The organism is Muricoccus radiodurans, from assembly GCF_050154705.1.
Classification (GTDB): Bacteria; Pseudomonadota; Alphaproteobacteria; order Acetobacterales; family Acetobacteraceae; genus Roseomonas; species Roseomonas radiodurans.
The window spans coordinates 5095585-5122419 of the sequence record NZ_CP189561.1 but is presented as its reverse complement, the minus strand read 5'-3'; the positions used below and the strand labels follow the sequence as shown (position 1 = coordinate 5122419).

The following is a 26835-nucleotide window of genomic DNA, read 5'->3' as shown; positions in this document are numbered from 1 at the left end:
GGCACGGCCGCTAGCCTCCCCGGAAAATCCTGGAGGGAACGAGATGATGCAGTTGGGTCGGCGTCACGTCCTGGCAGCGGGGCTCGTGGCCGCGGGCAGCGCGCAGGCGCAGGCCCCCTGGCCCGGGGATCGCCCGATCAGCTTCGTCGTCCCCTTCCCGCCCGGCGGCGGCACGGACGTCATGGCCCGCGCCATGGTGCCCTACCTGGAAAAGCACCTGCCCGGCGCGCGCTTCGTCATCCTCAACCGCCCCGGCGCGGGCGCGGAGGTCGGCTACACCGCCGTCGCCACCGCGCCGCCCGACGGCCTGACCATGGGCGTGGTCATCATCCCCTCCCTCCAGACCATCACCATCGAGCGGCAGCCGCGCTACCGGCTGGAGGACTTCGCCTATCTCGGCTCCGTCGTGGACGATCCCGGCGGCTTCTTCGTCGCGCCCGACAGCCCGCTTCGCACGCTCTCGGACCTGGCTGCCATGGCGCGGTCGCAGTCCGGCATCGTCTCGGTCGGCACGGCCGGGATCGGGTCGGACGACCACCTGCTGATGATCGCCTTCGAGCGCGCGGCGCGAGCGCGGATGACGCATGTGCCCTTCACCGGTCAGGCGCCGACCGTCACTGCCCTGCTCGGGCGCCACATCACCGTGGCCGCCATGAACATCGGGGAGAGCCTGGAACTCGTCCGCCAGGGACAGGCCCGCCCGCTGGCCCAGGCCGCCGCCGACCGCGGCACGCTCGCCCCGGAGATCCCCACCTTCCGGGAACAGGGCTTCGACATCATCGGCGGCGTGGTGCGCGGCATCGTCGTGCCCGCCGCGACGCCCGCGCCGATCCGCGCCCGGCTGGAAGCGGCGCTGGCGGCGATGATGGCCGATCCCGGCTGGCAGGCGGACGCACTGCGCCTCGGCCAGCCCCTGCGCGCCATGTCCGGCGACGAACTTCGCCGTTACGTCATGGCGGAAGCGGACTCCCTCCGCCGCCTCTGGGCCGAGCGCCCCTGGAAGGATGACTGACCCGGATGCCGCGACGCGTCGTTGACCTCTCCACCCCGGTCCGCACCGGCCATTTCCGCTGGGACGTGGAGCGGCGCCTGGCCAAGTCCCATGACACCGGCGCAGGGCAGGCCACCTGGGCCGGCTGGAACGTCCACGCCTTCACCCACATGGACAGCCCCCGCCACGTGGACCCGGAGGGCTTCACCACGGACGCGATCACGCCGGACATGACGATCGGCGAGGCCGCCGTGCTGGACCTGTCCGATGTCCCCGCCAACGCGCCGATCGAGGCCGAGCGCATCGCCGCCGCCGCCCACGGCCTGCGCCGCGGCGACATCGCCATCCTGAAGACCCGGTGGGACGAGCGGGCGAGCATCGACACGCCCGACTTCTGGCTGCAATCCCCCTGGATGACCGATGGGGCCGCGGAGTTCCTCTACGGCCGCGGCGTGAAGGCCGTGGCCTTCGACTTCCCGCAGGACCACTGCATCCGCTTCTTCCTGACCGGGGAGAAGCGTCCGCCCCTGCCGGAGCACGTCACCCACTACCGGCTGCTCGCGCGCGGCGTGATCATGTTCGAGTACCTCGCGAACACGGGCGCGCTCCAGGCCTCGCGCTGCCTCTTCGTCGGCCTGCCGATCCGCCTGCCCGACAGCGACGGCGCCCCGGCTCGCGTGGTGGCCATCGAGGAGGCGGCCGCATGAGCCTGTCCGGCCATGTCGCGCTGGTGACGGGCGGCGGCTCCGGCATCGGCGCCTCCACCGCCCGCCTGCTGGCGGAACGCGGGGCGGCCGTGCTGGTCGCGGACCTGAACGAGGCCGGCGCCACCTCGGTCGCGGACACCATCGCCGCGGCCGGCGGCCGTGCCGCGCCCTTCCGCATGAACGTGGCGGAGGAGGCCGAGGCCGCCGCCGCCGTCGCCGCGGCCGAACGCAGCTTCGGCCCCCTGACCCTCGCGGTCTGCAACGCCGGCATCACCGACCGCTCCCCCGCGCTCGACATGACCCGCGCCGCCTTCGAGCGGATCGTCACCACCAACCTGACCGGCTGCTTCGTCTCCGCCCAGGCGGCCGCGCGGGCGATGGTGGCGCACGGCAAGGGCGGGCGGATCGTCACCATCTCCTCCGTCTCCGGCCAGTTCGGCGGGACGGGGCGCGTGGCGTATGGCGCCAGCAAGGGCGGGATCATCAACATGACCCGCGTGCTGGCGATGGAGTGGGCGGAGCACGACATCCTGGTGAACTGCGTCGCCCCTGGCCCGACGCAGATCGCGCGCACCGCCCACGGCCCGCGGCAGCGCGCGGCCTTCCTGAACCGCATGGCGATGAAGCGCTACGCCACGCCGGAGGACATCGCTCGCGGTGTCGCCTTCCTCTGCTCGGAGGATGCGGGCTTCGTCACGGGGCACGTGCTGAACGTGGATGGCGGCTTCGCGGCGGCCGGGGTGCTGTACGACCCGTCCGAAGGGGACTGACGGCCGGGGCATTCCGCCCTTCGGCGCCCTGCCCAGCGGGCGGAAGCGGCGTTTCCTTCCGGGCTGATCAGATCGTCGCGTTTGGCGTCGGTGGACCATCGGCCCCGGCCAGCCCTTGCCGCGCCGGCGCGCAGAGGACTAGCCGGGCCAGATCGTGATCTCGATGACGTCCGGAGCGACGGGGACGCTGTCATCCCGGCTGCCCTGGAACTCCATCCAGTGCACGCGAATGATGACGATGTCGGTGTCGACGATGAAATGCGGCCCGGCGGGCAGCGGGTCCGGCATCGACGGGCTCGAGAGGGTGAAACGCCGCGAAGGCAACCGGGCCCGGATCGTCTCGATCTGCGTCCATGGTTCGCCTCCCATCGGCTCTGCCGGCGGATGATCCGGCTCCGCGTCGTGGATGGAGATGCGGATATGCTGCTGAAGGCAGCCCTCGGTGTAGACCACGAGCCCGGATGCAGGAGCGACGACGCGTCGCCGCTCCATCTCGGCCGTGATCTCGACCGGTGCGCGGAAGGCCTCATCCTCGCAGTCGATGAGGTAGAATTGTCCGTAGTCGGACTGCCATGCGAAGGTCGCCCAGCCACGCAGCGCCAATTCCTGTCCCTCCCTGCTGGGCGACACGGATGGCGCCCGGCGTTCGCCTTGCTGGGCTGCGCGATGCCGCGTCTGGCATTCCCTCCCCAGCCCCATCGCTACCGCGGAGGAAATACCCGCTTCGCGGAGCGCCCATCAGCACATCCTCGAACCAGCATAGGCGCACGGTTCTCCGCGCGGTTGAAGGGCGACAGCAACCTGGCTGGTCCCGGTAGCGGGCGCCGCCCGGACGCGAAGCTCGCCGCGGGAAGCGTGCTTCTCCTGCCGATATCACGCGACAGCCGGCCGCCCGGCGGTTCAGGTCCCGATATAGGCCGCCAGCTCATCCGGCGTGCCCTTCGGGAACGCCTCTTTCAGATGGCCGAGGAAGGCGGAGACACGCGCGCTCAAGAGCCGCCGCGACGGATAGAGCGTCCAGAGCGCGATCTCCGGGGCATCCGCATCGCCCCAGTGCACCAGCCGTCCGGCCGCCAGGTCATGGCTCACGAGCGACACCGGAAGCCGTGCAGCGCCGACGCCCGCCCTGACGGCATCGCGAACCATGACGAGCGATGACAGCCCGAGGACGGGATCGACGGCGATCCGTGATCGGCCGCCCGGGCCCCTCACGTCCCAGGCCGCGACCCGATCGCCCACCCCGCGCACGACCGCCGGAACGGCCGAACCGTCGGCCGGACGGGCGAGCGCCGGGCTCGCCACGACGACCAAGCGGTCCCGCAGGAAGATCCGTCCGACTAGGCTCTCGTCGGGATCCGGGTTCACCCGGATGACGAGGTCGTAGCCCTCCTCGACCATGTCCACGGCGCGGTCCTCCGTCGTGACCTCGAGCCGGACCGCGGGAAACGTCAGCGCGAACTCCGCCGCCAGCCTTCCCATCGCGGTCTGCGAGAAAAGCAGCGGCGCGCTGATCCGCAGCCGCCCCCGCGGCCTGTCCATGCCGGACGCGATCGCCGCAGCCGCCTCGTCGAGCTCGGTGAGAAGAGCCCCGGTGCGCTCATAGAGGGCTCGGCCCTCCTGCGTCAGCTTCAGGCTGCGCGCCCCGCGCTCGAACAGGCGCAGCTCGAGGCTGCTCTCCAGCTCCGAGACCCGCCGGGACAGGGTGGCCTTCGGGCGTCCGGACGCGCGCGCGGCCCGTCCGAACCCCTCATGCCGGGCGACGAGGTTGAAGTCCGCGAGGGCGAGCAGGTCCATATGTTCCACCGGTGAGACAGGACGTCCAGGAATACCGCCTATCGCGCCAACGGTGGACCAGTCATTTCAGGGACGCCCCTTCGGCACCCCTTCTGGAGCGATCCCCATGATCTATTCGACCGCCACGATCCCCGTGAACCCGGACGGCGAGACCGAGTTGACCCGCGCGCAGGCCTGGGCCGGCCTCGTGCTCAAGGCCCGCGACGCCCGCCTGTTCCTGCCCCCGGGCCTCTGCACGCGCTGCGACGTTGTCGAAGAGAGTGCGACGCACCTCGTTCGCGAGGCGACGATCGCGGGCGAGGAGCTGCGCGAGATCATCGTCCTCGAGCCAGGCCGCAAGGTCACCTTCTTCCAGGCGACCGGCCCGCGCGAGGGAGCCATCATCAACGAGTTGTTCGAGGACGAGGCCGGCGCACTCCAGCTCCGCTTCTACTGCTACCTCGGCCTGCGCGGCCGGGAGCCGAACGGCCCGGAGGAGCGGGCCGAGCAGGACCAGTTCGACAGCGACAAGGGCTACAAGGCCGCCCTGCTGTCCACGCTGAAGCGCACGCGCGCGCTGCTGGCCGAGGGCCGGATCTGATCCAGGCGGTCCCAGGAGACATCGATGAACACCGCAGCGGACCATGACTTCCCGGCTGCCCGGTCGAGCCTTCTCGTCCTCGGCGCCACCGGCGGCACCGGTCGCCTGATCGTCCGCCAAGCCCTTGCACGCGGACACGACGTCACCGCGCTTGTGCGCTCACCGGAGAAGGGACGCGATCTGGACGGCGTCAGGACCGTCATCGGGGACGCCCGCGACGAAGCGGTGCTGCGGACAGCCCTCGAAGGCCGCGACGCGGTCGTCAGCGCCCTCGGCACGCCGGCCAGCCCCTTCCGCGAGGTGACGCTCCTCTCAGCCGCGACGCGCGCCCTCGTGAGCGCGATGAAGGCCCAGAACGTCGCGCGGCTGGTCTGCATCACCGGCATCGGCGCCGGCGACAGTGCCGGGCATGGCGGATTCCTCTTCGACCGCCTCATCCTCCCGCTCCTGCTGCGCAGGGTCTATGCGGACAAGAACCGCCAGGAAGCGATCGTGCGGGAGAGCGGGCTCGACTGGACCCTTGTCCGGCCCGCCGTCCTGAACGACAAGCCCGGCCGCGGGGAGGTGCGCGCGCTGACCGATCTCTCCGACCATCACGGCGGGACCGTGTCGCGAGAGGACGTCGCGCGCTTCGTGCTGGATCAGCTCGGCACGAGTGCCTGGCTGAACAGGTCTCCGTTGATCACCTGGTGAATGCGCAGCGTGTCTCGGCCGGTCGGGTGCTCGACGCCGGCATCCGCAGCGGCCAGCCCTAGGTGCGGCTGCTCGACATGGAGTTGCTGCGGAACGCCGACCGACGAGTCAGGAGACGGCCCATTCGCGACCGCGGGCGGACGCGGAGGACGCGGCACCGACACCGCGTCCCTCGCCTCGCAAGCCGACACCTGTCAGGAGCCGCACGCTCCGGGAGCGAACGCGGACATCCCCTCTCCTCAGCCTTTGGCCGGAAGCCGCGGCGCCGCCGCTATCGCCCCTGGAAGACGGGCTTGCGCTTCTCCATGAAGGCGCGGCGTCCCTCGGCGTAGTCGGCGCTGTCGAAGCAGGCGCGCTCCAGCGCGGCGATCGCCTCGCGGTTCCGCAGCGCGGGGTCGCCCGCGATCTGGTCGATGGACGCCTTGGACGCGCGGATCGAGAGCGGCGCATTCGCCCCCATCTCGGCTGCCAGCGCCCGCACCGTGCTCTCCAACTCCTCCGGCTCCACCACCGTGTTGATCAGCCGCATCGCCAGCGCCTGCGCGGCCGTGTAGCGGCGCGCGGTGAACATGATCTCCTTCGCCACCGCCGGCCCCGTCAGCGCCACCAGCCGCTGCAGGGCATCGTACTGGTAGGCGATGCTCAGCTTCGCCGCCGGGATCGCGAACTGGCTGTCCGAGGAAGCGACGCGGATATCCGCCCGCAGCGCGATCGCCATCCCGCCGCCGATGCAGAAGCCCTGGATCATCGCGATCAGCGGCTTCTGCAGCGCCCCCATCGCCTCCCGCCCCACGCCGCTGCGGCGGCCATACTCCTCCTGCGCCGCAGCGTCGGAGCGCACCTTCTCGAACTGGCTGATGTCGGCGCCGGCCGCGAAAGCCTTGCCGCCCGCCCCGTGCATCACGACCACGCGCACGTCAGGATCGGCGGAGAAGTCCGACAGCGCGGCGCCGATCATGTCCCACATCTCGATGGAGATGGCGTTGCGCTTCTCCGGCTGATTGAAGGTCAGCCAGCCGATCCCGTCCTCCTTGCGCGCGAGGATCTTCTGGGCCGCCGGGGTCATGCCGTCCATGTCTGCGTCCTTCTCAGACCACGCGCTTCGCGCGCAACATCAACCACGCGCTTCGCGCGCGACGTCAAACCACGCGCTTCGCGCGCGACGTCAAACCACGCGCTTCGCGCGCAGGGCGGCCACCGCCGCCTCGTCGTAGCCCATCTCGGCCAGGATCTCGTCCGTGTGCTGGCCGGGGTCCGGCGTCGGCATTCGGATGGCATCCGGCACGCCGGCCATGTTGATCGCCGTGCCCACCAACTGCTGCTCTCCCAGCCGGGGATGGGTCACCGGCTGCGCCAGCCCGAGGTGCTGGACCTGCGGGTCGGCGAAGACCTGGTCGATGGTGTTAATCCGGCCGCAGGGAATGCCGGCGCCGTCCAGCACCTCCACCCAGTGCAGGCTCGGCTTCTCCTTCGTGACCTCGGCGATGGCGGCGTTGATCGCCGCCCGCTCCTTCGAGCGGCCGTCGCGCGTGCTCCACTCCGTCCGGTCCTTCCACTCCGGCCGGCCCAGCGCCTCGCAGAAACGCTCCCATTGCCGGGGCGAGGAGGCCGCCAGCGTGATCGGCCGGTCGGCGGTGGGGAAGACGCCGGTCGGGATGGAGGTCGGATGGTCGTTGCCCGCCTGCCCCGCCACCTCCTGCGCCAGCAGCCAGCGGGACGCCTGGAAGTCGAGCATGAAGACCTGCACCTCCAGCAGGCTGGTGTGCACCCAGCGGCCCACGCCCGTGCGCTGCCGGTCATACAGCGCCATCATCACGCCGAGCGCGAGGAGGTTGCCCGCCGTCAGGTCCGCGATGGGGATGCCAACGCGCATCGGCCCGCCACCGGGCGCGCCGGTGATGGACATCAGCCCGCCCATGCCCTGCGCGATCTGGTCCACGCCGGCGCGGTGGCCATAGGGCCCGTCCTGCCCGAAGCCGGAAATGGAGCCGTAGACGATGCGCGGGTTGATCTTCCGCAGAGTCTCGTAATCCACGCCCAGCCGGTACTTCACCTGGGCACGCATGTTCTCGATGACGACGTCGGCCTTCTCCGCGAGGCGGTAGAAGATCGCGCGCCCCTCCTCGGACTTCAGGTCGAGCACCATCGCGCGCTTGTTTCGGTGCAGGTTCTGGTGGTCGAAGCCGTCATGCCGGCCGGTGATCTCGCCGGACTCGGAGGCGGGCGCCTCGATGCGGATCACCTCTGCGCCCCAATCCGCGAGGTGCCGCACGCAGGTCGGTCCCGCCCGCGCGAGCGTCAGGTCGAGGACGCGAAGGCCCCCGAGCGGCAGGCTGGCGGCCGTCACCGGCGCCGCGGCGGGCGGGGCATCGGTCATCGCGGCAGCGCGCAAGCCCGAACGGAAGCAGGATGGATCATGCGACGTTCTCCCTGCGGCAAAGCTTAGGGACACGCCGGAAGTCCCGCAATCCGGGAATCTCCACGCCCGGCGGGGCTGGTCGCCCGCTTCCCGGGGCCGACCCGGCGCGCCTCTGAAACCGGATGCGCCAACGGCCAGTCGCCGCGCCCCGCCCGCCGCCGCTCCCTGTGGCTCTCAGTCCGGCGTCGCGCCGCTGGCGCGGACGAGGGGAACCCAGAGATCCAGCTCCCGCCGCAGGAAGGACGCGAACTCGGCCGGGCTGCCCTCCTGGATCGGCGGAAGCTCCAGCTCCCGCAGGCGCTGCACCGTCGCGGGTTCCAGAAGCGCCGTGCGCAGCGCCGCGTTCATCCGCGTCACGATGACGTCCGGCGTGCCGGGCGGCGCGAAGAGCCCGAACCACGAATAGGCCTTGTAGTCCGGCAGCCCGGCCTGGGCGGCGGTCGGCACGTCCGGCATCAGCGTGGATCCCGTGTCGGTCGCGATCGCAAGGCAGCGCAGCCGCCGGTCATTGTGATAGGGCGCGATGAGCGCCGGCGTGTCGAAGCCGACCGCCACCTGCCCGGCCACGAGGTCCGAGAGCATGGGCGCGCTGCCGCGATAGGGCACATGCGTCGCCTCGGCGCCGATCGCGTTCAGGAAGGACACCGCCGCGATGTGCGCGGAACCGCCCGCCCCGCCCGTGCCATAGGCGTAGCGGCCGGGATTCGCCTTCAGCAGGCGGATGAAGCCCGCCAGGTCCGTCACGCCGAGCGAGGGGTGAACGGTGATGCAGATCGGCACCAGCACCGTCGGCGCCACGGCCACGAAATCCCGCACGGGGTCGTAGGGCAGCCGTTCCCGGTACAGCCCGACCGCCAGGACGTGAGTGGAGATCGTGCCCATCAGGAAGGTCGTGCCATCGGGCGCCGCCTTCGCCACCGTGTCGGAGCCGATCGTCCCGCCGGCACCCGCGCGGTTCTCCACGACGACCGGCTGCCCGAGCAGTTCCGTCATCTTCGGCAGCAGCATGCGGGTGGACACGTCCGTGCTGCCGCCCGCGGCGAAGGGCACCACGATCCGGACCGGCCGCGTCGGCCAGGGCGCCTGCGCGGCCGCCGGTCCGGCAGCCGCCACGGCGGACAGCGCGAGCACCGCGCGCCGCGGGATGGCTACGCCCCGCCCACCGCCGCCACCCGGCGCGGCCCGCCCCGCACCCTTCCGGCCTGATCCATCCGCCGCGTGCATTCCGATCTCCGTATACCGCCAGGCCGTCGGTCGGCAGGCTGATCGGCCGAGGCGGCAGGCACAAGCCGTGCCGCGATCCTTCCCGCGGGCCGCGCCGGCCCTGCCTCCCGCAGCGGCGGAACACGGCGAGGGGCCCCGCACACCGATCCGGGGAATGCCGCGGGCGGCATCCCCCGGAGAACCACTACGGCTGGGTCGTGGTCGCCGGAGCCCCGCTTCCCGACGCCGGCGCGCCCTGCGCCGGAGCATCCTGCGCGGGGGCATCCTGCGCGGGGGTGCTCGGCGCCGGGGCATTCTGCACCGGCGCGTTCTGCGGCGCGCGCTGACGCGCCGCCTCGGCCTCGAGCGCCGTCAGCTCCTGGCGCCGCGCCGCGACCTGCTGCTCCAGACCAGACGCCTCGCTGCGCAGGCGCTCCAGCCCCGTGTTGGCGGCGGCGACGTCCGCCTCCAGCGACGCGGCGCGGCCCTCCAGCGTGCGGACACGGGCGGTCGCCTCCTCCACGCCGCGCGCGGCCTCGGCGGCCCGGGTGGCCGCGGCCTCGGTCTCGGACCGGCGGCTCGCCAGGGTGCTCTCGGCCTGCGCCACCTCCTGCTGCAGGGCGGCCAGGCGCTGCTCCGCCTGCGCCAGGCCCTGCTGGCGGCCGGCCAGCGCGGCCTCCGCCTCGCTCACCTGGCTCCGCAGCGACGCCGCCCGCTGCTCCACCTCGGCCATCCGGCGCGCCGCCTCGGCCGCGCCCTGCTCCGAGGCCGCCAGCGCGGACCGCACCTCGTTCAGCCGCGTCTCGGCGGCCGCCCGCGCGGTCTCCGCCGCCTCCGTCGCCGTGCGCAGCTCGTTCAGCCGGGCCTCGGCCGCCGTCGCCGCCTGGGTCAGCTCCGTCGAGCGGCCCTCCCGCGTGCGGACCTGCTCGGCCGCGGTCTCGCTCGCGCGGGTCACCTCGGCCAGCCGCGCCTCGGCGCCGGTCAGCGCCTCACGCCGCGCGGCCAGCTCGGACTCGGCCGTGGCGAGGGCGTCGCGCAGCGCCTGCGCGCGGCTCTCCGCGCCGGCCACCGCGGCCTGACGGGTGGTCAGCGTCTCCTGCGCCTGGCCGGCCTCGGTCACCAGCGCCTGGACGCGGCCCTGCGCCGCCTCGGCCTGGGCACGGAGGTCCGTCGCGCGCCCCTCCGCCTCGCGCAGCGCGTTGTTCGCCGCCTCCTGCTGCGTGCCGAGGCGCGCCAGCTCCGCGCGGCGCTCGTTCAGCGCCGCCTCCGCCGCCGTCGTCTGCTCACGGAGCTGCGCGAGGCCGGCGTTCGCCGCCTCCGTCGCCTGACGCAGCTCCGCCTGCCGCGTCTCGATCGCCTGCCGCAGCTCGTTGCCGCGGGCCTCCGCCGCGTTGGCGGCGTTCGTCAGCTCGGCCACGCGCGCCTCGGCCGCGCTCGCCTGCTGCCCCAGCTCGGCGACCCGCGCCTCCGCCTGGGTGACGGCGGCCGCGAGTTCGCGGTTCCGCGTCTCCGTCGCGGTGCTGGCGGTGCGGGCCGCCTCCGTGCGCTGCGTCAATGCCTGCAGATCGCCGGCGGCCTGCCGCTCCCTCTGGAGGGTCCCCTCCAGCTCGGTCACGCGGGCGGTGCGGGTGCGGAGGTTCGTCTCCGCCGTCTCCAGCCGTCCGCCGCGGGAGATCGCCATGGACCAGCCGACGATGAGGAGGACGACGACGGCGCCGGCCGCCGCCAGGATAGGCCAGGAAATCCCGAACAGGCCCGAAGGCGGAACGGGCCGCGGAGCGGCCGGGGGCGGAGTGGTGACGCTCATGCGCGGTGCCTCGCTGCTCCGGCGCTGTCCAGCGCCGCGTGGTTTGTTTGCCATGGTCCCATGCCCCTCAGGATCTTGCTCGCGCACGACGGCGCCGAAGAGACGACCTGCAAGCCCCTCGGCCGGCACCGCGGGTTAGCACAGGCGACTCGCCCGCGGGAGCGCCGAGGGCGGGGCGGAAACACGCCGAAACGCGGACGGGACCGCACATGTCAGCGAGTCCCACACGCGTCGCGCGAAAGGTCCGTCCTAAAATCGCAGCCCGGAGAAGCGGATCAGCCCGTCGGGCGCCGGCTCGAAGCCGGACAGGCCGGCCCGCATGCCCCAGAACCAGCGGTAGTGGTACAGGATCAGCATCGGCCGGTCCGCCAGCCAGCCCGCAGCCGCCGCATGGTATTGCGCGCGCCGCACGGCGGGGTCGGTGGACTGCCGCCCCGCCAGGAAGGCCGCGTCGACAGCCGGATTGCGGTACCCCATACGGTTCAGGAACCCGTCCGAGGCGACCCAGAGCGCGATGTTGCCGTCCGGGTCGGCGCGCCCGGACCAGATGCCGAAGGCCGCGTCATACTGCCCGGCGTTCGAGCGCGCGACGATCGCGGCCGCCTCCATCGTCACGATGCGGACGCGGAAGCCCGCCTCCGCGGCCATGGACTGGATGATCTCGGCGACCTGGCTCTCCACCGGGCTGTTCGGTGTCAGAAGCGTGAATTCCGGACTGGGCGCCCCGGCGGCGCGGAGCAGCCGCTTCGCCGCCTCCACGTCGCGCGGTGGGGACGGCAGGTCCGCGAAGTGATACGCCGTGCCGGGCGGCTCCGGCTGGTTGTTCGGCACGAACATGCCCTGCATCGCCACCTGGTTGACGACGTTGCGGTCGATGCTCCGCTCCAACGCCTCCCGCACCCGCGGATCGCGCAGCCCGCCGCTGGCGACGTTGATGTAGATCGTCTGGTAGGCGATCGCCGTGGAATCGGTGATCGCGATCCGCCGTTCGCGCCGCGCCTCCTCCACGTCCGAGGGCGCCACACGCTCGATCAGGTCGAGCTGCCCCGCGCGCAGGTTCAGCAGGCGCACGTTGCTGTCCGGGATCGGGAGCATGACCACCCGCTGCACGTGGATGTTCGCGGCGTTCCAGTGCTCCGGCACGCGCTCCATCTCGATCCGCTCCTGCGGGACGCGGCGCGTCAGGCGGAAGGGGCCGGAGCAGACCGGCTCCTCGCTGATCCGGGCGCCCAGCCGCGCCAGGGCCGTGGGCGACATGATCATGCCGGACCGGTCCGACAGCACCGAGAGCAGCGGCGCATAAGGCTCGCTCAGCCGGATCAGGACGGTGCGCGCATCCGGCGCCTCCACCGCCGAGACCGGCCGCAGCTCCGCCTTGCGGACGGATTCCGGCGCGGTGCGGTAGCGCTCGAGGTTGACCCGCACGGCCTCCGCGTCCAGCCGCGTGCCGTCGTGGAAGCGCCCATCCTCCCGCAGGGTCAGCCGCAGGGTGCGGCCCCCATCCTCCCAGGCCCACGCCGTCGCCAGCTCCGGGCGGAAGCTCAGGTCGGGCGCCACGTCCACCAGCCGGTCGCACAGCGCGGTGAAGACCACGCGGTCCACGAAGGCGCCGGAGCGCGCGGGATCGAGCATGTTCGGATCGGCGCCGATGCCGATCCGCAGCGTCTGCGCCCCGGCCGGCAGGGCAAGGCTCGCGGCCACCAGGGCGGCGGCAAGGGCGCGCATCATGCCGGCACCGCCTCGGAGCGCCCGAAGGCCGTGATCCCCATCTCCGCCATCACCTCCGCCACGGCCGCCATCGCCTCCCCGATGTCGTCCTCCCGCACGGCGCCCATGCAGCCGATGCGAAAGGTGTTCGCCAGCGCCAGCCGGCCGGGGAAGATGATGAAGCCGCGCCGCTTCATCCCCTCGAACAGCGCCTGGAAGGAGAAGCCCGGATGTTCGGGAAAGCGAAAGGTCGCCACGATGGGCGAGGCGTGCTCGTCCGGCACCACCGCGACGAAGCCCATCTGCCGCATCCCCTCCACCAGCCGCCGCCAGTTGCGCTGATACCGCGCCAGCCGCGCCGGCACGCCGCCCTCCGCCTCGTGCTCCCGGCAGGCCTGCGCGAAAGCCGCGAGGACATGCGTGGGCGGGGTGAAGCGGAACAGGCCCGTGCGCTCCATATGGTCATGCTGGTCCCACAGGTCGAGCGAGAGGGACCGGTTGCGCCCCTTCGCCGCTTCCAGCACCGCCCGCTGCACGATGACCCAGCCGATGCCCGGCACGCCCTCCATGCACTTGTTGGAGGAGACGGTGATGGCGTGCAGGCCGAGGCGCCCGGCCTCGATCGGCACCGCGCCATAGGAGGCGACCGCATCCACGATCAGCCCCACGCCCCGCGCCCGGCAGAGCGCCGCCACGTCCTCCAGTGGGTTCAGCACCCCCGTGCTCGTCTCGCAGTGGACGAGCATGATGTGCGTGATGGCGGGATCGTCCCGCAGCGCCGCCTCGAACAGCGCCTCATCCGGCGGCGTGAACGGCGCGGTGCGCACCACCCGGTGCGGCACGCCGAGATGCGCGCAGATCTCCACCAGCCGGTCGCCATACACCCCGTTGCTGTGGATCAGCAGCACCCCGCCCGGCGGCACGAGCGAGGCGACCACGGCCTCGTTCGCATAGGTCGCGCTGCCCTGCACCGGGATCACCGCGTAACCCGCCGGATCACCGGTCAGGGCCGCGAGATACGCCCGCGCGAAGGCGAGATCGGCCTGGAACTCGACATCGCCGGACGGCCGGTCCGTCATCATCGCCGCGCGCGTGGTGCGGGACACGCTGACAGGCCCGGGCGTCAGCAGCAACGGATCGGCGGCATCACGCGGCACAAGGCACCTCCTGCGGGAAGGGCCGGAAGCTTCGCACCGGCCCGGCGCCGCGGTCCACACCGATCCCTGCCCTTCCCGTCACGGTGCGAGCGGGTTTGCCCGCGATCGGTGCGGATGCCGGTGCAGGACGCCTGCCCGGCAGGCGACCGGCGCACGAGACCAGCCGTCGTTCCGGAGTGTTCCGTGACGGCCCCGGGAGGCGCCGCCTCCCGGACCCTCCGCCGGGGGGCGAACGCGCCCCCCGGACCCCGCGGTCCGATCAGAAAGGGATCGAGGCGGTCTCAGCCGGCGGCCAGCATCGCGCGGACCCGCGCCTCCGCCGCGGCCGTCGCGGCCTGCCGCTCCGCCAAGGGCCGCACCTCCGCCGGGCGCAGCACCTGGGTGACGTAATGATCCACCTCCGGTTCGTAGAGCATCCAGAGCCGCCGCAGCGCGCGCAGCGGCCGCTCCTCGTAGTCCACGCGCAGGTCCACCAGCGGCCAGCGCTCCTTGTCCACGATCAGCAGGGCGGCGGACATGATGGGCTGCGTCTCTCCGCCCGCCGCCAGCCCGGCCTCCACCGCGGCCAGCAGCCGCTCTGCGAACACGCCCTTCGCCCCGACATACCCGGCCACGCAGGCCGCCGGCACGTCGGGATTGGCGATGACATTGCCGATGGACACGCAGCCCGGCCCCTCCGCCCCCGCATTGTGCCCCTTGATGTCGGCACCGCAGTGGAAGGCCGTGCCGCCGTCGCGGTCCACCGCCGCGCATTGCCGGTACTGCGGGAACTCGCTCTGCGCGACCAGCGCCGCCACCGTCTCCTTCGCGCTCATCCCCTTCTCCAGCATGTCCAGCCCGAGCGGGCCGAAGCGGATGTCGCTGCGATACTGCGTCGTGACCGCGCCGACGCCCGCCCGTGCCCAGGGGCAGCGGTTCCCCACCGCGATGGAGGAGGTGGTGATGGCGATCCCGAACATGCCCGTCTCCGGGCAGCGGGCAGCGAGCGAAAAGGTCATCCGTCTTTCCTTGCGGTCTTCGAGGCCCAGCGCGCCGCGCGGTCCTTCGCGTCGTACCAGAGCGTGAGCGGCGGCATGAACCAGGCGCGCCCGCGATAGAAGGGCGTGTAGGGCGGCGCCCCGGCGAGATCCCGCCCCGCGAACCCCGTCGCGGCCTCGGGCAGACCGAGCGCCATCGCCGCCGCCTTGCGCCCGAGATAGCTGTTCATCACCACCCCCGACCCGTTGCAGCCGAGCACGTGATGAACCCCGTCCCGCTGCCCGACATGCGGCAGCCGGTCGAAGGTGAAGGCCACCATGCCGCCCCAGGCATGACTCACGCGAGTCCCGGCCAGCTGCGGGAACACCCCCCGCAGGACCCGGTGCAGCCCCGCCGCCACCTTCCCCGGATCGGCATGATCCCGCGCCGAAGCCCGCCCGCCGACCAGGATACGATCCTCCCCCGGCGCGCGGCGATACGCGTAGGCCAGCCCGCGCGTGTCGTTCACCAGTCGCTCCTGCGGAATCAGCCGCTGCGCGAGGCCGGGCGGCAGCACCTCCGTCGCGATCATGTAGCTGCCAACCGGGATCACCCGCCGCCGGTGCCAGTCCAGCTCCGGCCCCGTATGGGCATTCGTCGCGACGATCACCCGCCCCGCCAGCACGCTGCCGCGCCCGGTCTCCACGCGCACGCCCGCGCCGTCCCGCGCGAAGCCGGTCATCGGCGTGTGGCCGATCACGACCGCACCCGCCGCGCGCACGGCTCCTAGCAGGCCGCGATGATACAGCGCGGGATGCAGCCCGCCGTCATCCGGCAGCCGCAGGGCGCCGTGATGCAGATCGGAGTCCAACTCCTCCCGCAACCCGGCGCGGTCCAGCACCTCCGCCCGGATGCCGATCCGCTCGTTCAGGAACGCCGCCAGCCCCGCGAGCTTCGGCAGGTCCTCTGGCGTCCAGGCACAGACCAGCCGGCCGCTCTGCCGCAACGCGCAGTCGATCCCCTCCTCCACCACGAAGCGCAGGAACCAGGCATAGGCGTCCCGCGCCTCCGCCATGAGGGAAAGCGCCACCTCTTCCCCGAAGCGCGCGGCCAACGGCGCGAAGCCCTGCCGCAACCGCCCGCCGATCATCCCGACCGAGCGCGTGCTGGCACCCCAGCCGATCTCCCGCGCCTCCAGCACCAGCACCGACCGGCCCGCGCGCGCCGCCACCAGCGCGGCGGAGAGCCCGGCATAGCCGGCCCCGACCACCACCACATCCACCCGGCCCGGCAGCGGCGGCACGTCCGCGGCTTCGGGCCGCGCGGCGCGCCACCAATAGGGCTCCGGCGAGAAATCCGGGGCGAGCAGCTCGCTCACCGGCCGATCCGCAGGTCCAGCCCCTTGTAGATTCCGCAATTGTAGATGCCGTGCACCTTCGCCCCGGACACGCGCCGGTTGGCGAAGAGGAACAGCTTCTCATGCGCGATCGGGATCACCAGCGCCTTCTCCGCCACGATCCGCTGCACCTTGGCATAGGCATCGGCCCGCTCCGCCTCGGACAACGCCACCTGCCCGGCATCCAGCAGCGCGTCCGTCTCCGCATCGCGCCAGTTCACGCGGTTCGGCGCCGGGATGTTCCTCGAATGGAAGGACATCAACGCCTCCCCCGCCGTGCCATAGGGCTGGAACAGCGCGTAGGCGTCATAGTCCGGGGAGGCGTTGATGCGCGACATCGCCGCCGCCGGCTCCGGCAGCAGCAGGCGCAGCTCGATCCCGACCGCGCGCATATAGCCCTGGATCGCCTCCAGCCGCGTGCGCCAGCCCGGCGTACCGGCGGCGATCAGCTCCGGCGACAGCCGCTTGCCATCCTTCACCCGGATGCCGTCCGCGCCGCGCGTCCAGCCCGCCTCGTCCAGCAGCCGGTTCGCGGCGTCCCGGTCCGTGCGGACCTTGCCCTGGTCCGAGTAATCCAGCGTGCCCGGATTGATGTAGGATTCCGCGATCCCCGCCTGCCCGAACCACAGGCGCTGCACCAGCTCCTGCCGGTTCACCGCCATCGCCATGGCCTGCCGCACCCGAAAGTCCGAGGTCATCTCCCGGTTCGTCCGCAGCCCCAGGAAGGCGCTGTAGTTGGAGACGCGCGGCTCCGCGAGCGTCAGGCGCGGATCGCGCTTCAGCCCCTCCACCGCCCATTCGGGCGCGACATAGGTGATGTCGCTCGCGCCCGTCTGCATGGCGGCGATGATCGCGGATTCCTCCGGGATCACCTGCCACACGACCTGCCGCACCTGGGCCGGACCGCGGTTCTCATAGACCGCGGGACCCCAGCGATAGGCGTCGTTCCGCGTCAGCGTGAAGCGATCCCGCGGCCGCCACTCCCCCCAGCGGAAGGGACCGGTGCCGTTCAGCGCGCGGGAGCCGAACTCGTTCCCCAGCGCCGCCACCTCGTCCTTGTCGATAATGGCGCCGAAGCTCTGGGCCAGCTGCAGCAGCAGCTCGTTATAGGGGCGGTTCAGCACGTACTCGACCGTGTGCCGCCCCGTGGCCGTGATGGACTTCACCGACCCCGCCCGCCAGGCCGCCGGCGACCGCGTCTCCGGCGCCACCAGCCGGCTGAGGGAGAAGGCCACATCCTCCGCCGTCAGCGGCTTCCCGTTGTGGAAGGTGACATCCTCCCGCAACTGGAAGGTGTAGGTCGTGCCGTCCGGCGAGATCGTCCAGGACTTCGCCAGCAGCGGGTGAACCGTCTTCTGGTCGTCCTCCAGCGCGACGAGCGTGTCCGTCACCATGAACAGGATCTCGGCCGCGCCGCGCCCCGTCACCTTGTGCGGGTCGAAGCCGACGGAGTCATTCCGCACAAGGATGTTCACGCTGTCCCGGTTCGCCTGCGCCGCGGCCTCGCCCGCCCGCCCCAGCAGCAGCGCCGCCGCGGCCAGCCCCGCCTTCGCCCCGGTCCTGCGCGTGATCATCGTGTCTCGTCCTCTCACCGGGTCAGGTAATCGAAGGCCGAGAGGGCGTGCACGCGCAGCACGTGCATCATCTCCTCGACCGTGACGTGCTCATCCCGCCGGCCCATCGTCTTCGGAGAGGGGCCGTAGAGATAGGCGGGCACGCCGCGCCAGCGCCAGTAGCGCGCATCCGACCCGCCCAGCGACACGATCGCCGGCGGCCGCACGCCGCGCAGCGCCTGCACGTTGTCTTGCAGGATCAGTGCCATCCCCCCGTCCGGGTCGCACCAGCTGGCGTCGTAGCTGTGGTCGGGACGGTCGATGAAGGACGCTTCCGGATGGCGCGCTAGGATCGAGCGGAAGGTCTCCATTACCCGCGCGCGGTCGAGCCCGGGCGGCACCCGGATCTCCACCTCCATCACGCACTCATCCGGCAGGATGTTGATCTTCAGCCCGCCGCGGATGACGCCGATGTTGACCGTCGACTTGTCCACGATGTCAGGCGCACCGGCGCCGAGGCTCTCCTCCATCGCGCGCCTGGCCTCCGGGGAGGCCAGCAGCTCGGCCACCCGCTCCGGCAGGTCGGGGCGGAGTTCCGTGATCTCCTCCAGCTCCCCCATCAGCCGCCCCGCGATCTTCACCGCGCTGGCCGAGAGATGCGGATAGGCCCCGTGCGCGCCGGGAGTCCGGATGGTGATGACGAGGCGCAGCGTGCCCTTCTCCGCGAAGCGCACCGTGGCGGCGCCGCTCGGCTCCCCGTTGAGGCAGCAATCGCCCAGCACCTCCTCCGGGATCGTCTCCATCAGGTGCCGCGTGCCCCAGCGCCCCCCCGTCTCCTCGTCGGACACGACCGTGAGCGTGAGCCGCCCCTTCAGATGCTCCCGCAGCCGCGAAAGGTACAGGAAGGTGAAGAGCGACGCCGTCGTGCCGCACTTCATGTCGGAGGCGCCGCGGCCGTAGATGCGGCCCTCCTCTACGTCGCCGCTCCACTGGCTCCGCTCGCCCGGCAGGTCCTCGATGGCAGGAAAGACGTCCATATGGCCGTTCAGCACGAGGTGCCGGCCAGGCCGTGTCCCCTCGACGCTCGCGACGATGTTCGGCAGGTCCTCCCGCGCCGCGACGATCCGGTGGGACAACCCCTCCTGCGCCAGCAGCGCCGTCGCGAAGGCGCAGGCCTCGCGCGTGTCGCCGGGCGGATTGGGGGACTTCGCGCGCAGGAACCCGCTCAGGAACCCGACGATCCGATCCTGGTCCGCGTCGATCCAATCGCGGAGTTGCCGGCGCACCGCCTCCATCGAAACCCCGCCCCATCAGCCGCTGATTCTAACCCAGCGGTAACCGGCGCGTGAGGAGGGGTCAATCCGCCGGGGTCAGCTTCCGATCACCCGCGCATGCCCGGTGAACACCTCGAACCGCCCGCCGCGCGCGATGGCGACGAGCGTCACGCCGCAGGATTCCGCCGTGCGCACCGCCAGCGCCGTCGGCGCTGAGATCGCGGCGATCACCGGCGCCCCGAGCCGCGCCGCCTTCTGCACCATCTCCACCGACACGCGGCTGGTCAGCGCCACGACGCCCGACCCGCCCTCCACGCCGGCCCGCGCCAGGGCCCCGGCCAGCTTGTCGAGCGCGTTGTGCCGGCCGACATCCTCCCGGATCGCGACCAGCCCGTCCCCGGGCCGCCAGAAGGCCGTCGCATGCACCGCCCGCGCGTCGCGGTTCAGCGACTGGGCCGCATCCAGCGCCTCCATCGCCGCGGTCACCGCACCCGGCCAGATCCGCAGCGGCGACCGCACGGGCTCCACCGCCCGCATCGCCTCCTTCAGCGAATCGAGGCCGCAGAGTCCGCACCCCACCGGCCCGGCCATGGCGCGCCGGCGACGGAGATGCCGCTCGCCCACCGCCTCGGCCAGCCGCATCCGCACCTCCAGGCCGAGCTCGCCGCGGGACAGGATCTCCATCTCCTCGATCGCCTCGGCCGAGGCCACGACGCCCTCGGACAGGGAGAAGCCGAGCGCGAAATCCTCCAGGTCCGTCGGGCTCGCCATCATCACCGCGTGGGTCGCGCCGTCATAGGCCAGCGCGACGGCGGTCTCCTCCGCCAGGACCCGCTCCCCCGGGGCCAGCGCCGCGCCGGACACCGCCACGCGGGGCTGGCGCACCAGGGGCTGGGGCCAGTCCATCACGGGCGAAGCCATTACGGGCGTATCCGTCACGGGGCCGGCGCCATCGCGTGGACGTGCACGGGCACGGACTTCGCGGCCGGCACCTTGCTCCGCTCCGCATGGTGCCACAGCGGGATCAGCGGATTGCACTCGGGGTAGTAGGCCGCGCAGCACCCCTTCGGGATGTCGTGGTGGACAACGCGGAACCCCTCCACGCGCCGGGAAAGGTTGTCCTCCACCGCCGTGGACAGCGCGACCGTCGCGCCGTCCCGCAGCCCGAGCCGGGCCGCGTCCTCCCGGTTCATGAACAGCACCATGCGCGTGCCGCTGACGCCGCGGAACCGGTCCTCGTAGCCGTAGATCGTGGTGTTGAACTGATCGTTGGACCGGATGGTGATGAGCTGCAGCGCGTCCGGCTTCTCCAGATCCGTCCCGGTGTCCTTGTCCGCGTTGAGGGAGGAGGGAATGACGAAGTTCGCCTTCCCCGTCTCCGTCTTCCAGTCCCGCTGCCGGGCCGGCAGCGGCCGGTGGAAGCCCCCGTCGAAGACCCGCTTGTTGAAGTCCCGGAAGATGTCGGGATAGGTCGCCTCGATCGCATCGCGGATGCGGTTGTAGTCGGCCACCCATTCGTCCCAGGGCACGCGCGGGTTCGGCGGCAGCGTGGCCTTGGCAAGGCCCGCGACGATGGCCGGCTCCGACAGCAGGTCCGGCCCGGCGGGCGGGACGAGGCCGTGGCTGCCATGGATCTTCGTCGTCGTGTCCTCGCAGGTCACGGCCTGCGGGCCGCTCGCCTGCGTGTCCACCTCGATCCGCCCGAGGCACGGCAGCAGGAACGCCACCTCCCCGTTGATCAGGTGGTTGCGGTTGAGCTTCGTCGCGACCTGCACGGTCAGGCGGATCCCCGGCCAGGCGGCCTCCATCGCCACCGTCTCCGGCACCGCGCGGATGAAGTTCCCGCCCAGCCCGAGGAAGGCCTTGACGCGGCCCGCGATGATCGCCTCGCAGGCCTCCACCGTGTTCATGCCGGTCTCTCGCGGCGGCTCGAAGCCATACTGCTCGCCCAGATGGTCCATCGGGACGAGTTCCGGCTTCTCGGTGATGCCGACCGTGCGCTGGCCCTGCACGTTGGAGTGGCCGCGTACAGGCAGCACGCCGGCTCCCGGCTTGCCGATGTTGCCGCGCAGCAGCAGCAGGTTGATCAGCATCCGCACGTTCTCGACGCCCGAACGGTGCTGGGTCAGCCCCATGCCGTAGATGCCGATCGCCGCCTCGGAGCGGGAATAGACCTCCGCCACCGCCTCCATGGCCTTGCGGGTCAGGCCGGAGCGCCGCTCCAGCTCCTCCCAGTCCGCGTCGCGCGCCGTGGCGGCGAAGGAGTCGAAGCCGTGCGTGTGCAGCGCGATGAAGGCGTGGTCCAGCCAGGGCCGCCCGCCCGAGGCCATCGCCGCGTCATCCCCGGCGATCATCGCCTTGCAGATGCCCAGGATGGCGGCGATGTCGCCGCCCGCCCGAACCTGGTGGTACTGGGTGGAGATGCGCGTCTCCGACCCTGTCAGCATCTCCACCGGCGACTGGGGATTGGTGAAGCGCTCCAGCCCGCGCTCCTTCAGCGGGTTGAAGGTGATGATCGGCACGTCCCGCTTCGCCGCCTCCTGCAGCGGGTGCAGCATGCGCGGGGAGTTGGAACCGACATTCTGCCCGAAGGAGAAGATGAGGTCCGTCTTCTCGAAATCCTCCAGCAGCACCGTGCCGACCGGCGCGCCGATCGCCTCGGGCAGGCCGACGGAGGTGCTCTCGTGACACATGTTGGAGCTGTCGGGCAGGTTGTTGTGCCCGTAGAGCCGCGCGAAGAGTCCCCACATGTAGGAGGTCTCGAGCGACGCCCGGCCGGACGCGTAGAACACCGTGGACTTCGGGTCCATCGCGCGCAGCTCCGCGCCGATCTCCCGGAAGGCGTCCTCCCAGGACACCGGCACCCAGCGGTCCTTCGCATGGTCCAGCCGCATCGGGTGCAGCAGCCGTCCCTGGGCCTCCAGGTCATGGTCGGACCAGCCGCGCAGCTCCGTCAGCGTGTGCCGCTGGAAGAAGCTCAGCGGCACGCGCTTCCGGGTGATCTCCCAGGCCGTCGCCTTCGCGCCGTTCTCGCAATACTCGAAGGGCAGCGGATCGTCCGGCTTCGCCCAGGCGCAGGAGACGCAGGAATAGCCATCCGGCTTGTTCTGCTTCAGCAGCGTCGCATTGCCCGTCATGATGCGCTCCTGCTTGAGCAGGATGCCCTCGACGGATTTCAGCGATCCCCACCCGCCGGCCGGACCGGAATAGGGCTTGATCTCGGTCCGGCTCATTCTGCGGCCACCGGAAGGTCTGCGGCCGCCCGCGGTTCGTGCATGGGACACCCACTGTGCTGCGCGCGGAAGCGCGACGACATCTCATAGGCCGGCTTCCGCGCCCGGTTGATCGAGCCGAGCGGCCGGTGTGCCGCCAGCCCGTGCCAGGGACTGAAGGACATGCCGAGGTCGATCGCCCGCGACCGCTCCTCGTCCCACGCGGGCTGCCGGTCCACGGTGATGCGCGCCACCGGGATGAACGGGCTCTCCTCCTGCGGCCATTCCTCGGACGCATCCTCGATCGGCATCGTCTCGAGGTTCATGCAGAGCTGGACGCGCAGCTCCCATTCCCCGCGCTGGCTGGCGAAAAAAGCGATCACCTCCTCCCGCAGCGCCTCAGGCCGGCCGGACACGTCCACCTTGCGGTCCTTCAGCGCCAGCAGCTCCGGCGACACGGGCGCGACGGAGAACTTCGCCATGTATGGCCCGTAGAGAAAGGGCGTGACGCTGAAGAAGGTCTCGCCGAGGATATGCGTGTTCGGATGCCCGCCCATGGTGACGAGCTTCGGGCTCTTGCCGCCCACCGCCTCGATCACCGTCTCGGCGCCGCGCAGCACGGCGGAGAGCACCTTCTTGTAGACCTGCGGCGTGTCCGTCGTTTTCGCGAGCAGCTTCAGATTCCCGGCAAACTTCTTCGCCGTCGGCACCACGAAAGCCGGCGCGTTCACCATCACGAAGTCCTGGGACGTGCCCTCGGCGCCGGGCAGCCGCTCGCCCTCCACGCCCACCATCTTCATCGCCAGCCCGCGCGGGACGGAGATGCTGTCATCCAGCAGGTCGCCGGGATTGGTGGACAGGCGCAGGACCACCGGGAAGGTGCCGGGCCGCGCGAAGGCGCCCTGCGCCAGCACGTCCGGCAGCCCGTCCAGCACGCGCAACTCGCCGCGCAGCAGCCCGTGGCTCTTCGCGTGGACGGCGCGGACGGGGTAGCCGTAATCCGCGTTCGTCGTCTCGACGATGCCGCGCAGCGTCTCGACCAGGTCCTGCGTCGTCGCGGCCTCCTCGAGCTCCGGCACCTCGAAGGAGGCCTGATAGTGCAGCGGGACCTTGGGCGGCGCGACGGGCATAAGAACTTCCGGACCATGGAGACGACCCGTAACGGGCCGTCTGAACAACGCGGCCGTCGTCGCGCTGTTTCCTAGGGCTGGAGCGCCGGGACCGAACCGGGAGCCCCGCACCGCGTTGGCGAACCCGATGGGACCCAACACATGACCCGCCCGCGCGAGGCAGCCCGTTTCGTCCTGGCCGCGGCAGGGTTCCTCCTCGCCGGCTGCGACCAGGAGGTACCGGCCCCGCTGCGCGTGGCGAGCGGCGATCCTGGGCGGGGGCACCGGCTCGTCTCGGCCAGCGGCTGCGGCGCCTGCCACGTGATCCCCGGCGTGCGCGGCGCCTCCTCCTGGGTCGGGCCGCCGCTGACGGAATGGGCCCGGCGCGGCTACGTCGCGGGGCACCTGCCGAACACGCCGGACAACCTCGTCGCCTGGCTCCGCGACCCGCAGGCGATCTCCCCGGGCTCCGCCATGCCGAGCACGGGGCTGACGGAGGCGGAGGCACGCGACGCCGCCGCCTACCTCCTCACCCTCGGCGCGCGGCGCCTGCCCGCCGTTCCCGCGGGCATGCCGCTCGGGCCGGACAGCGAAGGCCCGCGCCCGGAGCCGCGGCTGCGCCCCCGCGCCTGATCAGCCGCAGGCCGTCAGCACCAGCGCCGGCACGGCCTGGAAGATCACCGCCAGCCCCGCCATGGCCGCCGCCGCGCCGGCGAACCAGCGGGTGAAGCGCGGCTCCACCTCGCCCCCCTCCACGCCCGCCGGCGCGGCACGGAGGGCAATCGCCCCGAGCAGGAGCAGCGCCACCGCCGTCGCCGCCACCACGACCGCGGGCACCAGCGGCAGGCCGAGCCAGTGATGCGCCGCCAGCCCCCGCTCGCAGGCCACGGCGTGCCCGGCATAGAGCACGGTGAAATGCGCGGCCCAGACGAGCAGCCCCGCGGCCGGCCACGCCACGGCGCGGGCCACGGACGCCGTCACAGCAGCCGCGGCAGGCCGTGCAGCACCGCCAGCCCCGCCGCCCCCTGCCCTGCCGTGTAGAGCCAGAACAGGGTCGTGTTGTCGAAGCTCAGCCGACGCGTCGCGTCCAGCATCCCCGCCCAGGCTCGCGCCTGGACGTAGAGCGCCATCATCGCCGCGATCAGGACGTGGAACCCCTGCCAGGCGATCATTGTGTAGCTTACCGCGCCGAAGGCGTGGCCCGTCGGCGCCAGCCCGGACCGCCAGACCGCCGAGAGGTCCGCCGCGAACCCCGCCCCCAGCAGCAGGAGCGCGGCCGGCACCGCCCATCGCGGCAGCGCCCCGCCCCGCCGCAGCGCCGCGCCGGCCAGCAGCATCACCCCGCCCGCCGCGCCGTAGAGGGCCAGCGCCACGATCCCCCACTCCGGCAGGGGCAGCGACATCCCCGCCGGCGGCCACATCGCGTCCCCGTTCACCAGCCACAGGAACAGGTAGGTGCCGATCAGGCAGGCGTAGCAGCTGCCCATCACCATCATCAGCACCGACACCGCCCACCAGGACAGCGATGCCGGCCCCGTGACATAGACCGGCAGCACCAGCCCGCCCCCGACATCCCCCTGCCCCGGCGCAAGCGGCCCGAGATCGGTCCCCGTCCACAGCCAGCGCAGCACCCCGGCCAGGGCCAGCAACGCAAAGGCTCCCGCCGGGATCAGCCACTCCACCGTCAGCGCCAGGAAGAACCCCGCCGTTCCCAGCGCCGCGACGAGATGCGCCCAGCCCGCGCCCGGCACCACCGCGACATATTGCGGCTCCGCCTCGGCCGGGCTGACCACCAGCCCCTCCCGCCGCCCGGTCAGCGTGCCCGGCAAGTAGTGGCGCCCGGCCTCGATCTCCTCCGACAGCCGCGGGTTCTGCCACAGGGGATAGCGGCTCTCGACGCGCGGGATGCTGCGGATGCCGTGGTTGTAGTTCGGCACCCATTCCAGCGTGCCCGCGCCCCAGGCGTTGTCGCCCCCCTGCTGCGGCCGGAAGTTGCGGACCAGGTCCACGATCAGCACCACCCCGCCGGCCAGCACCACGATCGCCCCCACCGTGGACAGCGCGTTCCACACCTCCAGCCCCATCCCCGCGGGATAGGTGTAGATGCGCCGCGGCATCCCGAGGAACCCGGAGATGTGCATCGGGAAGAAGGTGAGGTTCACCCCCCCGAAGAGCAGCCAGAAGGCCCAGCGCCCCATCCGTTCCGACAGCGGCGTGCCGACCGCCGGCGCCCAGTAGTACAGGGCCGCGAGCACCGGGAAGACCATCCCTCCGATCAGCACGTAGTGCAGGTGCGCCACGATGAAATAGGTGTCGTGCGCCTGCCAGTCGAAGGGCGTGACGGACACCATCACCCCCGTCAGACCGCCGAGCGTGAAGATGAACAGGAAGCCGAACACGAAGAGCGTCGGCGTCGCGATCCGCACCCTCCGACCGGAGGCGAAGGTCGCGATCCACGCGAACACCTGAAGCCCGGACGGCACGGACACCGCGAACCCCGCCGAGGCGAAGAAGGCGAGGCTGAGCGCCGGAATCCCCGTCGCGTACATATGGTGCACCCACAGCCCGAAGGAGAGGAACCCCGTCCCCACCACCGCCAGCACCACCAGCGAATGCGCCACCAGCGGCGCCCGCGCCATCGCCGGCACGATCATGGACACCATGCCCGCCGCCGGCAGGAAGATGATGTAGACCTCCGGGTGCCCGAAGAACCAGAACAGGTGCTGCCACAGCAGCGGATCGCCCCCCTTCTCCGGCAGGAAGAAGGGCCATCCGAAGGCGCGCTCCAGCTCCAGCAGGGTGGAGGCGACGATGACAGCCGGAAACGCGATCACCACCATGCCAGCGAACACCAGCATCGCCCAGGCGAAGACCGGCAGCCGTCCCAGCGTCATCCCCGGCGCGCGGCAGCGCAGGATGCCGACGATCAGCTCGATCGCACCCGCGATGGCGGAGATCTCGATGAAGCCGATCCCCAGCAGGTACATGTCCGTGTTCACGCCGGGCGAATGCGCCTTCCCCGTCAGCGGCGGATACATGAACCACCCGCCATCCGGCGCCGCGCCGAAGAAGATCGACCCGAAGAAGAACAGCCCGCCGATCAGGTAGATCCAGAACGCATAGGCCCCGAGCCGCGGCGTCGGCAGCTCCCGCGTGCCGAGCATGGCGGGCAGCAGGATGATCCCCACCGCCTCCACCGCCGGCACGGCGAAGAGGAACATCATCACCGTGCCATGCGTGGTGAACACCTGGTTGTAGGTCGCCGCATCCATCAGCTGCAGGCCGGGCACCGCCAGCTGCAGCCGGATCAGCACCCCCAGCAGCCCCGCCAGCGTCAGGAACAGCAGCGCGGTCGCGAGGAACATCGGCCCGATGAAGGAGTTGTTCACCTCCGAGATGAGCCGCCAGCCGCGCGGGAACGCCCAGGCCGCCTCCAGCCGCGGCAGCTCGTCCGCGGGGCGCGGCAGCGGGTTCGGCAACTCCCTGGTCATGCGGCGACGCTCCGG

Annotated in this window: 23 protein-coding genes; 6 read left to right on the top strand and 17 right to left on the bottom strand. The window is 71.9% G+C overall.

All coding sequences use genetic code 11. The annotated features are described in order from the left end of the window. The first annotated feature begins 43 nt into the window (after window positions 1-43). Genes ACP6CK_RS23795 through ACP6CK_RS23785 form a run of 3 tightly spaced genes read left to right on the top strand, consistent with a single transcriptional unit; the run spans window position 44 to window position 2468 of the window. A complete protein-coding gene (locus ACP6CK_RS23795; RefSeq protein WP_426955809.1) occupies window positions 44-1012 on the top strand; it encodes a Bug family tripartite tricarboxylate transporter substrate binding protein in 969 nt (322 codons plus the stop codon). 5 nt (window positions 1013-1017) lie between these two features. After that, window positions 1018-1698, top strand: a complete 681-nt coding sequence (locus ACP6CK_RS23790; protein ID WP_426955808.1) for a cyclase family protein — start codon at window positions 1018-1020, stop codon at window positions 1696-1698. Next, the gene (locus ACP6CK_RS23785; RefSeq protein ID WP_426955807.1) at window positions 1695-2468 is read left to right on the top strand and encodes an SDR family NAD(P)-dependent oxidoreductase; all 774 of its coding nucleotides are present in this window, start codon (window positions 1695-1697) and stop codon (window positions 2466-2468) included. The genes ACP6CK_RS23790 and ACP6CK_RS23785 overlap by 4 nt, the downstream gene beginning before the upstream one ends. Before the next feature lie 138 nt (window positions 2469-2606). Here the strand turns inward: ACP6CK_RS23785 and ACP6CK_RS23780 are convergent, their stop codons facing one another. Continuing rightward, window positions 2607-3098: a hypothetical protein gene (locus ACP6CK_RS23780; protein WP_426955806.1), complete on the bottom strand. Its 492-nt coding sequence runs from the start codon at window positions 3096-3098 to the stop codon at window positions 2607-2609. Window positions 3099-3368: 270 nt separating this feature from the next. Next, a complete protein-coding gene (locus ACP6CK_RS23775; RefSeq protein WP_426955805.1) occupies window positions 3369-4262 on the bottom strand; it encodes a LysR family transcriptional regulator in 894 nt (297 codons plus the stop codon). 106 nt (window positions 4263-4368) lie between these two features. Here ACP6CK_RS23775 and ACP6CK_RS23770 point away from each other — a divergent pair, with 106 nt between their 5' ends. Both ACP6CK_RS23770 and ACP6CK_RS23765 read left to right on the top strand, forming a co-directional pair. Then, entirely contained in the window at window positions 4369-4842 is a 474-nt protein-coding gene (locus tag ACP6CK_RS23770) for an SRPBCC family protein (RefSeq protein ID WP_426955804.1), read from the top strand. Between the two features lie 24 nt (window positions 4843-4866). Next, complete coding sequence (locus ACP6CK_RS23765; protein ID WP_426955803.1) at window positions 4867-5535, top strand: NAD(P)-dependent oxidoreductase; 669 nt, start codon at window positions 4867-4869, stop codon at window positions 5533-5535. Between the two features lie 271 nt (window positions 5536-5806). Here the strand turns inward: ACP6CK_RS23765 and ACP6CK_RS23760 are convergent, their stop codons facing one another. From ACP6CK_RS23760 to ACP6CK_RS23700, 13 genes are all read right to left on the bottom strand, one after another. Beyond that, entirely contained in the window at window positions 5807-6610 is an 804-nt protein-coding gene (locus ACP6CK_RS23760) for an enoyl-CoA hydratase (protein WP_426955802.1), read from the bottom strand. A gap of 90 nt (window positions 6611-6700) precedes the next feature. Beyond that, window positions 6701-7912 (bottom strand): CaiB/BaiF CoA transferase family protein, encoded by a 1212-nt coding sequence (locus tag ACP6CK_RS23755; RefSeq protein ID WP_426955801.1) that lies wholly within the window; start codon window positions 7910-7912, stop codon window positions 6701-6703. A gap of 216 nt (window positions 7913-8128) precedes the next feature. Then, a complete protein-coding gene (locus ACP6CK_RS23750) occupies window positions 8129-9178 on the bottom strand; it encodes a Bug family tripartite tricarboxylate transporter substrate binding protein (RefSeq protein ID WP_426955800.1) in 1050 nt (349 codons plus the stop codon). Window positions 9179-9362: 184 nt separating this feature from the next. Further along, window positions 9363-10964: a hypothetical protein gene (locus ACP6CK_RS23745; protein ID WP_426955799.1), complete on the bottom strand. Its 1602-nt coding sequence runs from the start codon at window positions 10962-10964 to the stop codon at window positions 9363-9365. A 249-nt stretch (window positions 10965-11213) separates the two neighbouring features. Next, window positions 11214-12692, bottom strand: a complete 1479-nt coding sequence (locus ACP6CK_RS23740; RefSeq protein ID WP_426955798.1) for an ABC transporter substrate-binding protein — start codon at window positions 12690-12692, stop codon at window positions 11214-11216. Continuing rightward, the gene (locus ACP6CK_RS23735; RefSeq protein ID WP_426955797.1) at window positions 12689-13828 is read right to left on the bottom strand and encodes a 2-aminoethylphosphonate--pyruvate transaminase; all 1140 of its coding nucleotides are present in this window, start codon (window positions 13826-13828) and stop codon (window positions 12689-12691) included. Before ACP6CK_RS23735 ends, ACP6CK_RS23740 begins: the two co-directional genes overlap by 4 nt. Before the next feature lie 281 nt (window positions 13829-14109). After that, window positions 14110-14826: a DUF1028 domain-containing protein gene (locus ACP6CK_RS23730; RefSeq protein WP_426955796.1), complete on the bottom strand. Its 717-nt coding sequence runs from the start codon at window positions 14824-14826 to the stop codon at window positions 14110-14112. After that, window positions 14823-16163 carry an NAD(P)/FAD-dependent oxidoreductase gene (locus ACP6CK_RS23725; protein WP_426955795.1) on the bottom strand — a complete coding sequence of 447 codons (1341 nt, stop codon included), beginning with the start codon at window positions 16161-16163 and terminating at the stop codon, window positions 14823-14825. Before ACP6CK_RS23725 ends, ACP6CK_RS23730 begins: the two co-directional genes overlap by 4 nt. Next, a complete protein-coding gene (locus ACP6CK_RS23720; RefSeq protein WP_426955794.1) occupies window positions 16160-17755 on the bottom strand; it encodes an ABC transporter substrate-binding protein in 1596 nt (531 codons plus the stop codon). Before ACP6CK_RS23720 ends, ACP6CK_RS23725 begins: the two co-directional genes overlap by 4 nt. Before the next feature lie 14 nt (window positions 17756-17769). Continuing rightward, complete coding sequence (locus tag ACP6CK_RS23715) at window positions 17770-19029, bottom strand: M20/M25/M40 family metallo-hydrolase (protein WP_426955793.1); 1260 nt, start codon at window positions 19027-19029, stop codon at window positions 17770-17772. Between the two features lie 75 nt (window positions 19030-19104). After that, window positions 19105-19929: a formate dehydrogenase accessory sulfurtransferase FdhD gene (gene fdhD, locus ACP6CK_RS23710; protein WP_426955792.1), complete on the bottom strand. Its 825-nt coding sequence runs from the start codon at window positions 19927-19929 to the stop codon at window positions 19105-19107. Window positions 19930-19943: 14 nt separating this feature from the next. Then, entirely contained in the window at window positions 19944-22241 is a 2298-nt protein-coding gene (locus tag ACP6CK_RS23705; RefSeq protein WP_426955791.1) for an FdhF/YdeP family oxidoreductase, read from the bottom strand. Further along, on the bottom strand, window positions 22238-23350 hold the full coding sequence (locus ACP6CK_RS23700; RefSeq protein WP_426955790.1) for a catalase family protein: 1113 nt from the start codon (window positions 23348-23350) through the stop codon (window positions 22238-22240). Before ACP6CK_RS23700 ends, ACP6CK_RS23705 begins: the two co-directional genes overlap by 4 nt. 141 nt (window positions 23351-23491) lie before the next feature. Between ACP6CK_RS23700 and ACP6CK_RS23695 the strand changes: the two genes are divergently transcribed. Then, on the top strand, window positions 23492-23962 hold the full coding sequence (locus ACP6CK_RS23695) for a c-type cytochrome (protein WP_426955789.1): 471 nt from the start codon (window positions 23492-23494) through the stop codon (window positions 23960-23962). Here the strand turns inward: ACP6CK_RS23695 and ACP6CK_RS23690 are convergent, their stop codons facing one another. After that, window positions 23963-24298, bottom strand: a complete 336-nt coding sequence (locus ACP6CK_RS23690; protein ID WP_426955788.1) for a hypothetical protein — start codon at window positions 24296-24298, stop codon at window positions 23963-23965. A gap of 8 nt (window positions 24299-24306) precedes the next feature. Further along, the gene (locus ACP6CK_RS23685; protein WP_426955787.1) at window positions 24307-26820 is read right to left on the bottom strand and encodes a cbb3-type cytochrome c oxidase subunit I; all 2514 of its coding nucleotides are present in this window, start codon (window positions 26818-26820) and stop codon (window positions 24307-24309) included. Between the last annotated feature and the right edge of the window lie 15 nt (window positions 26821-26835).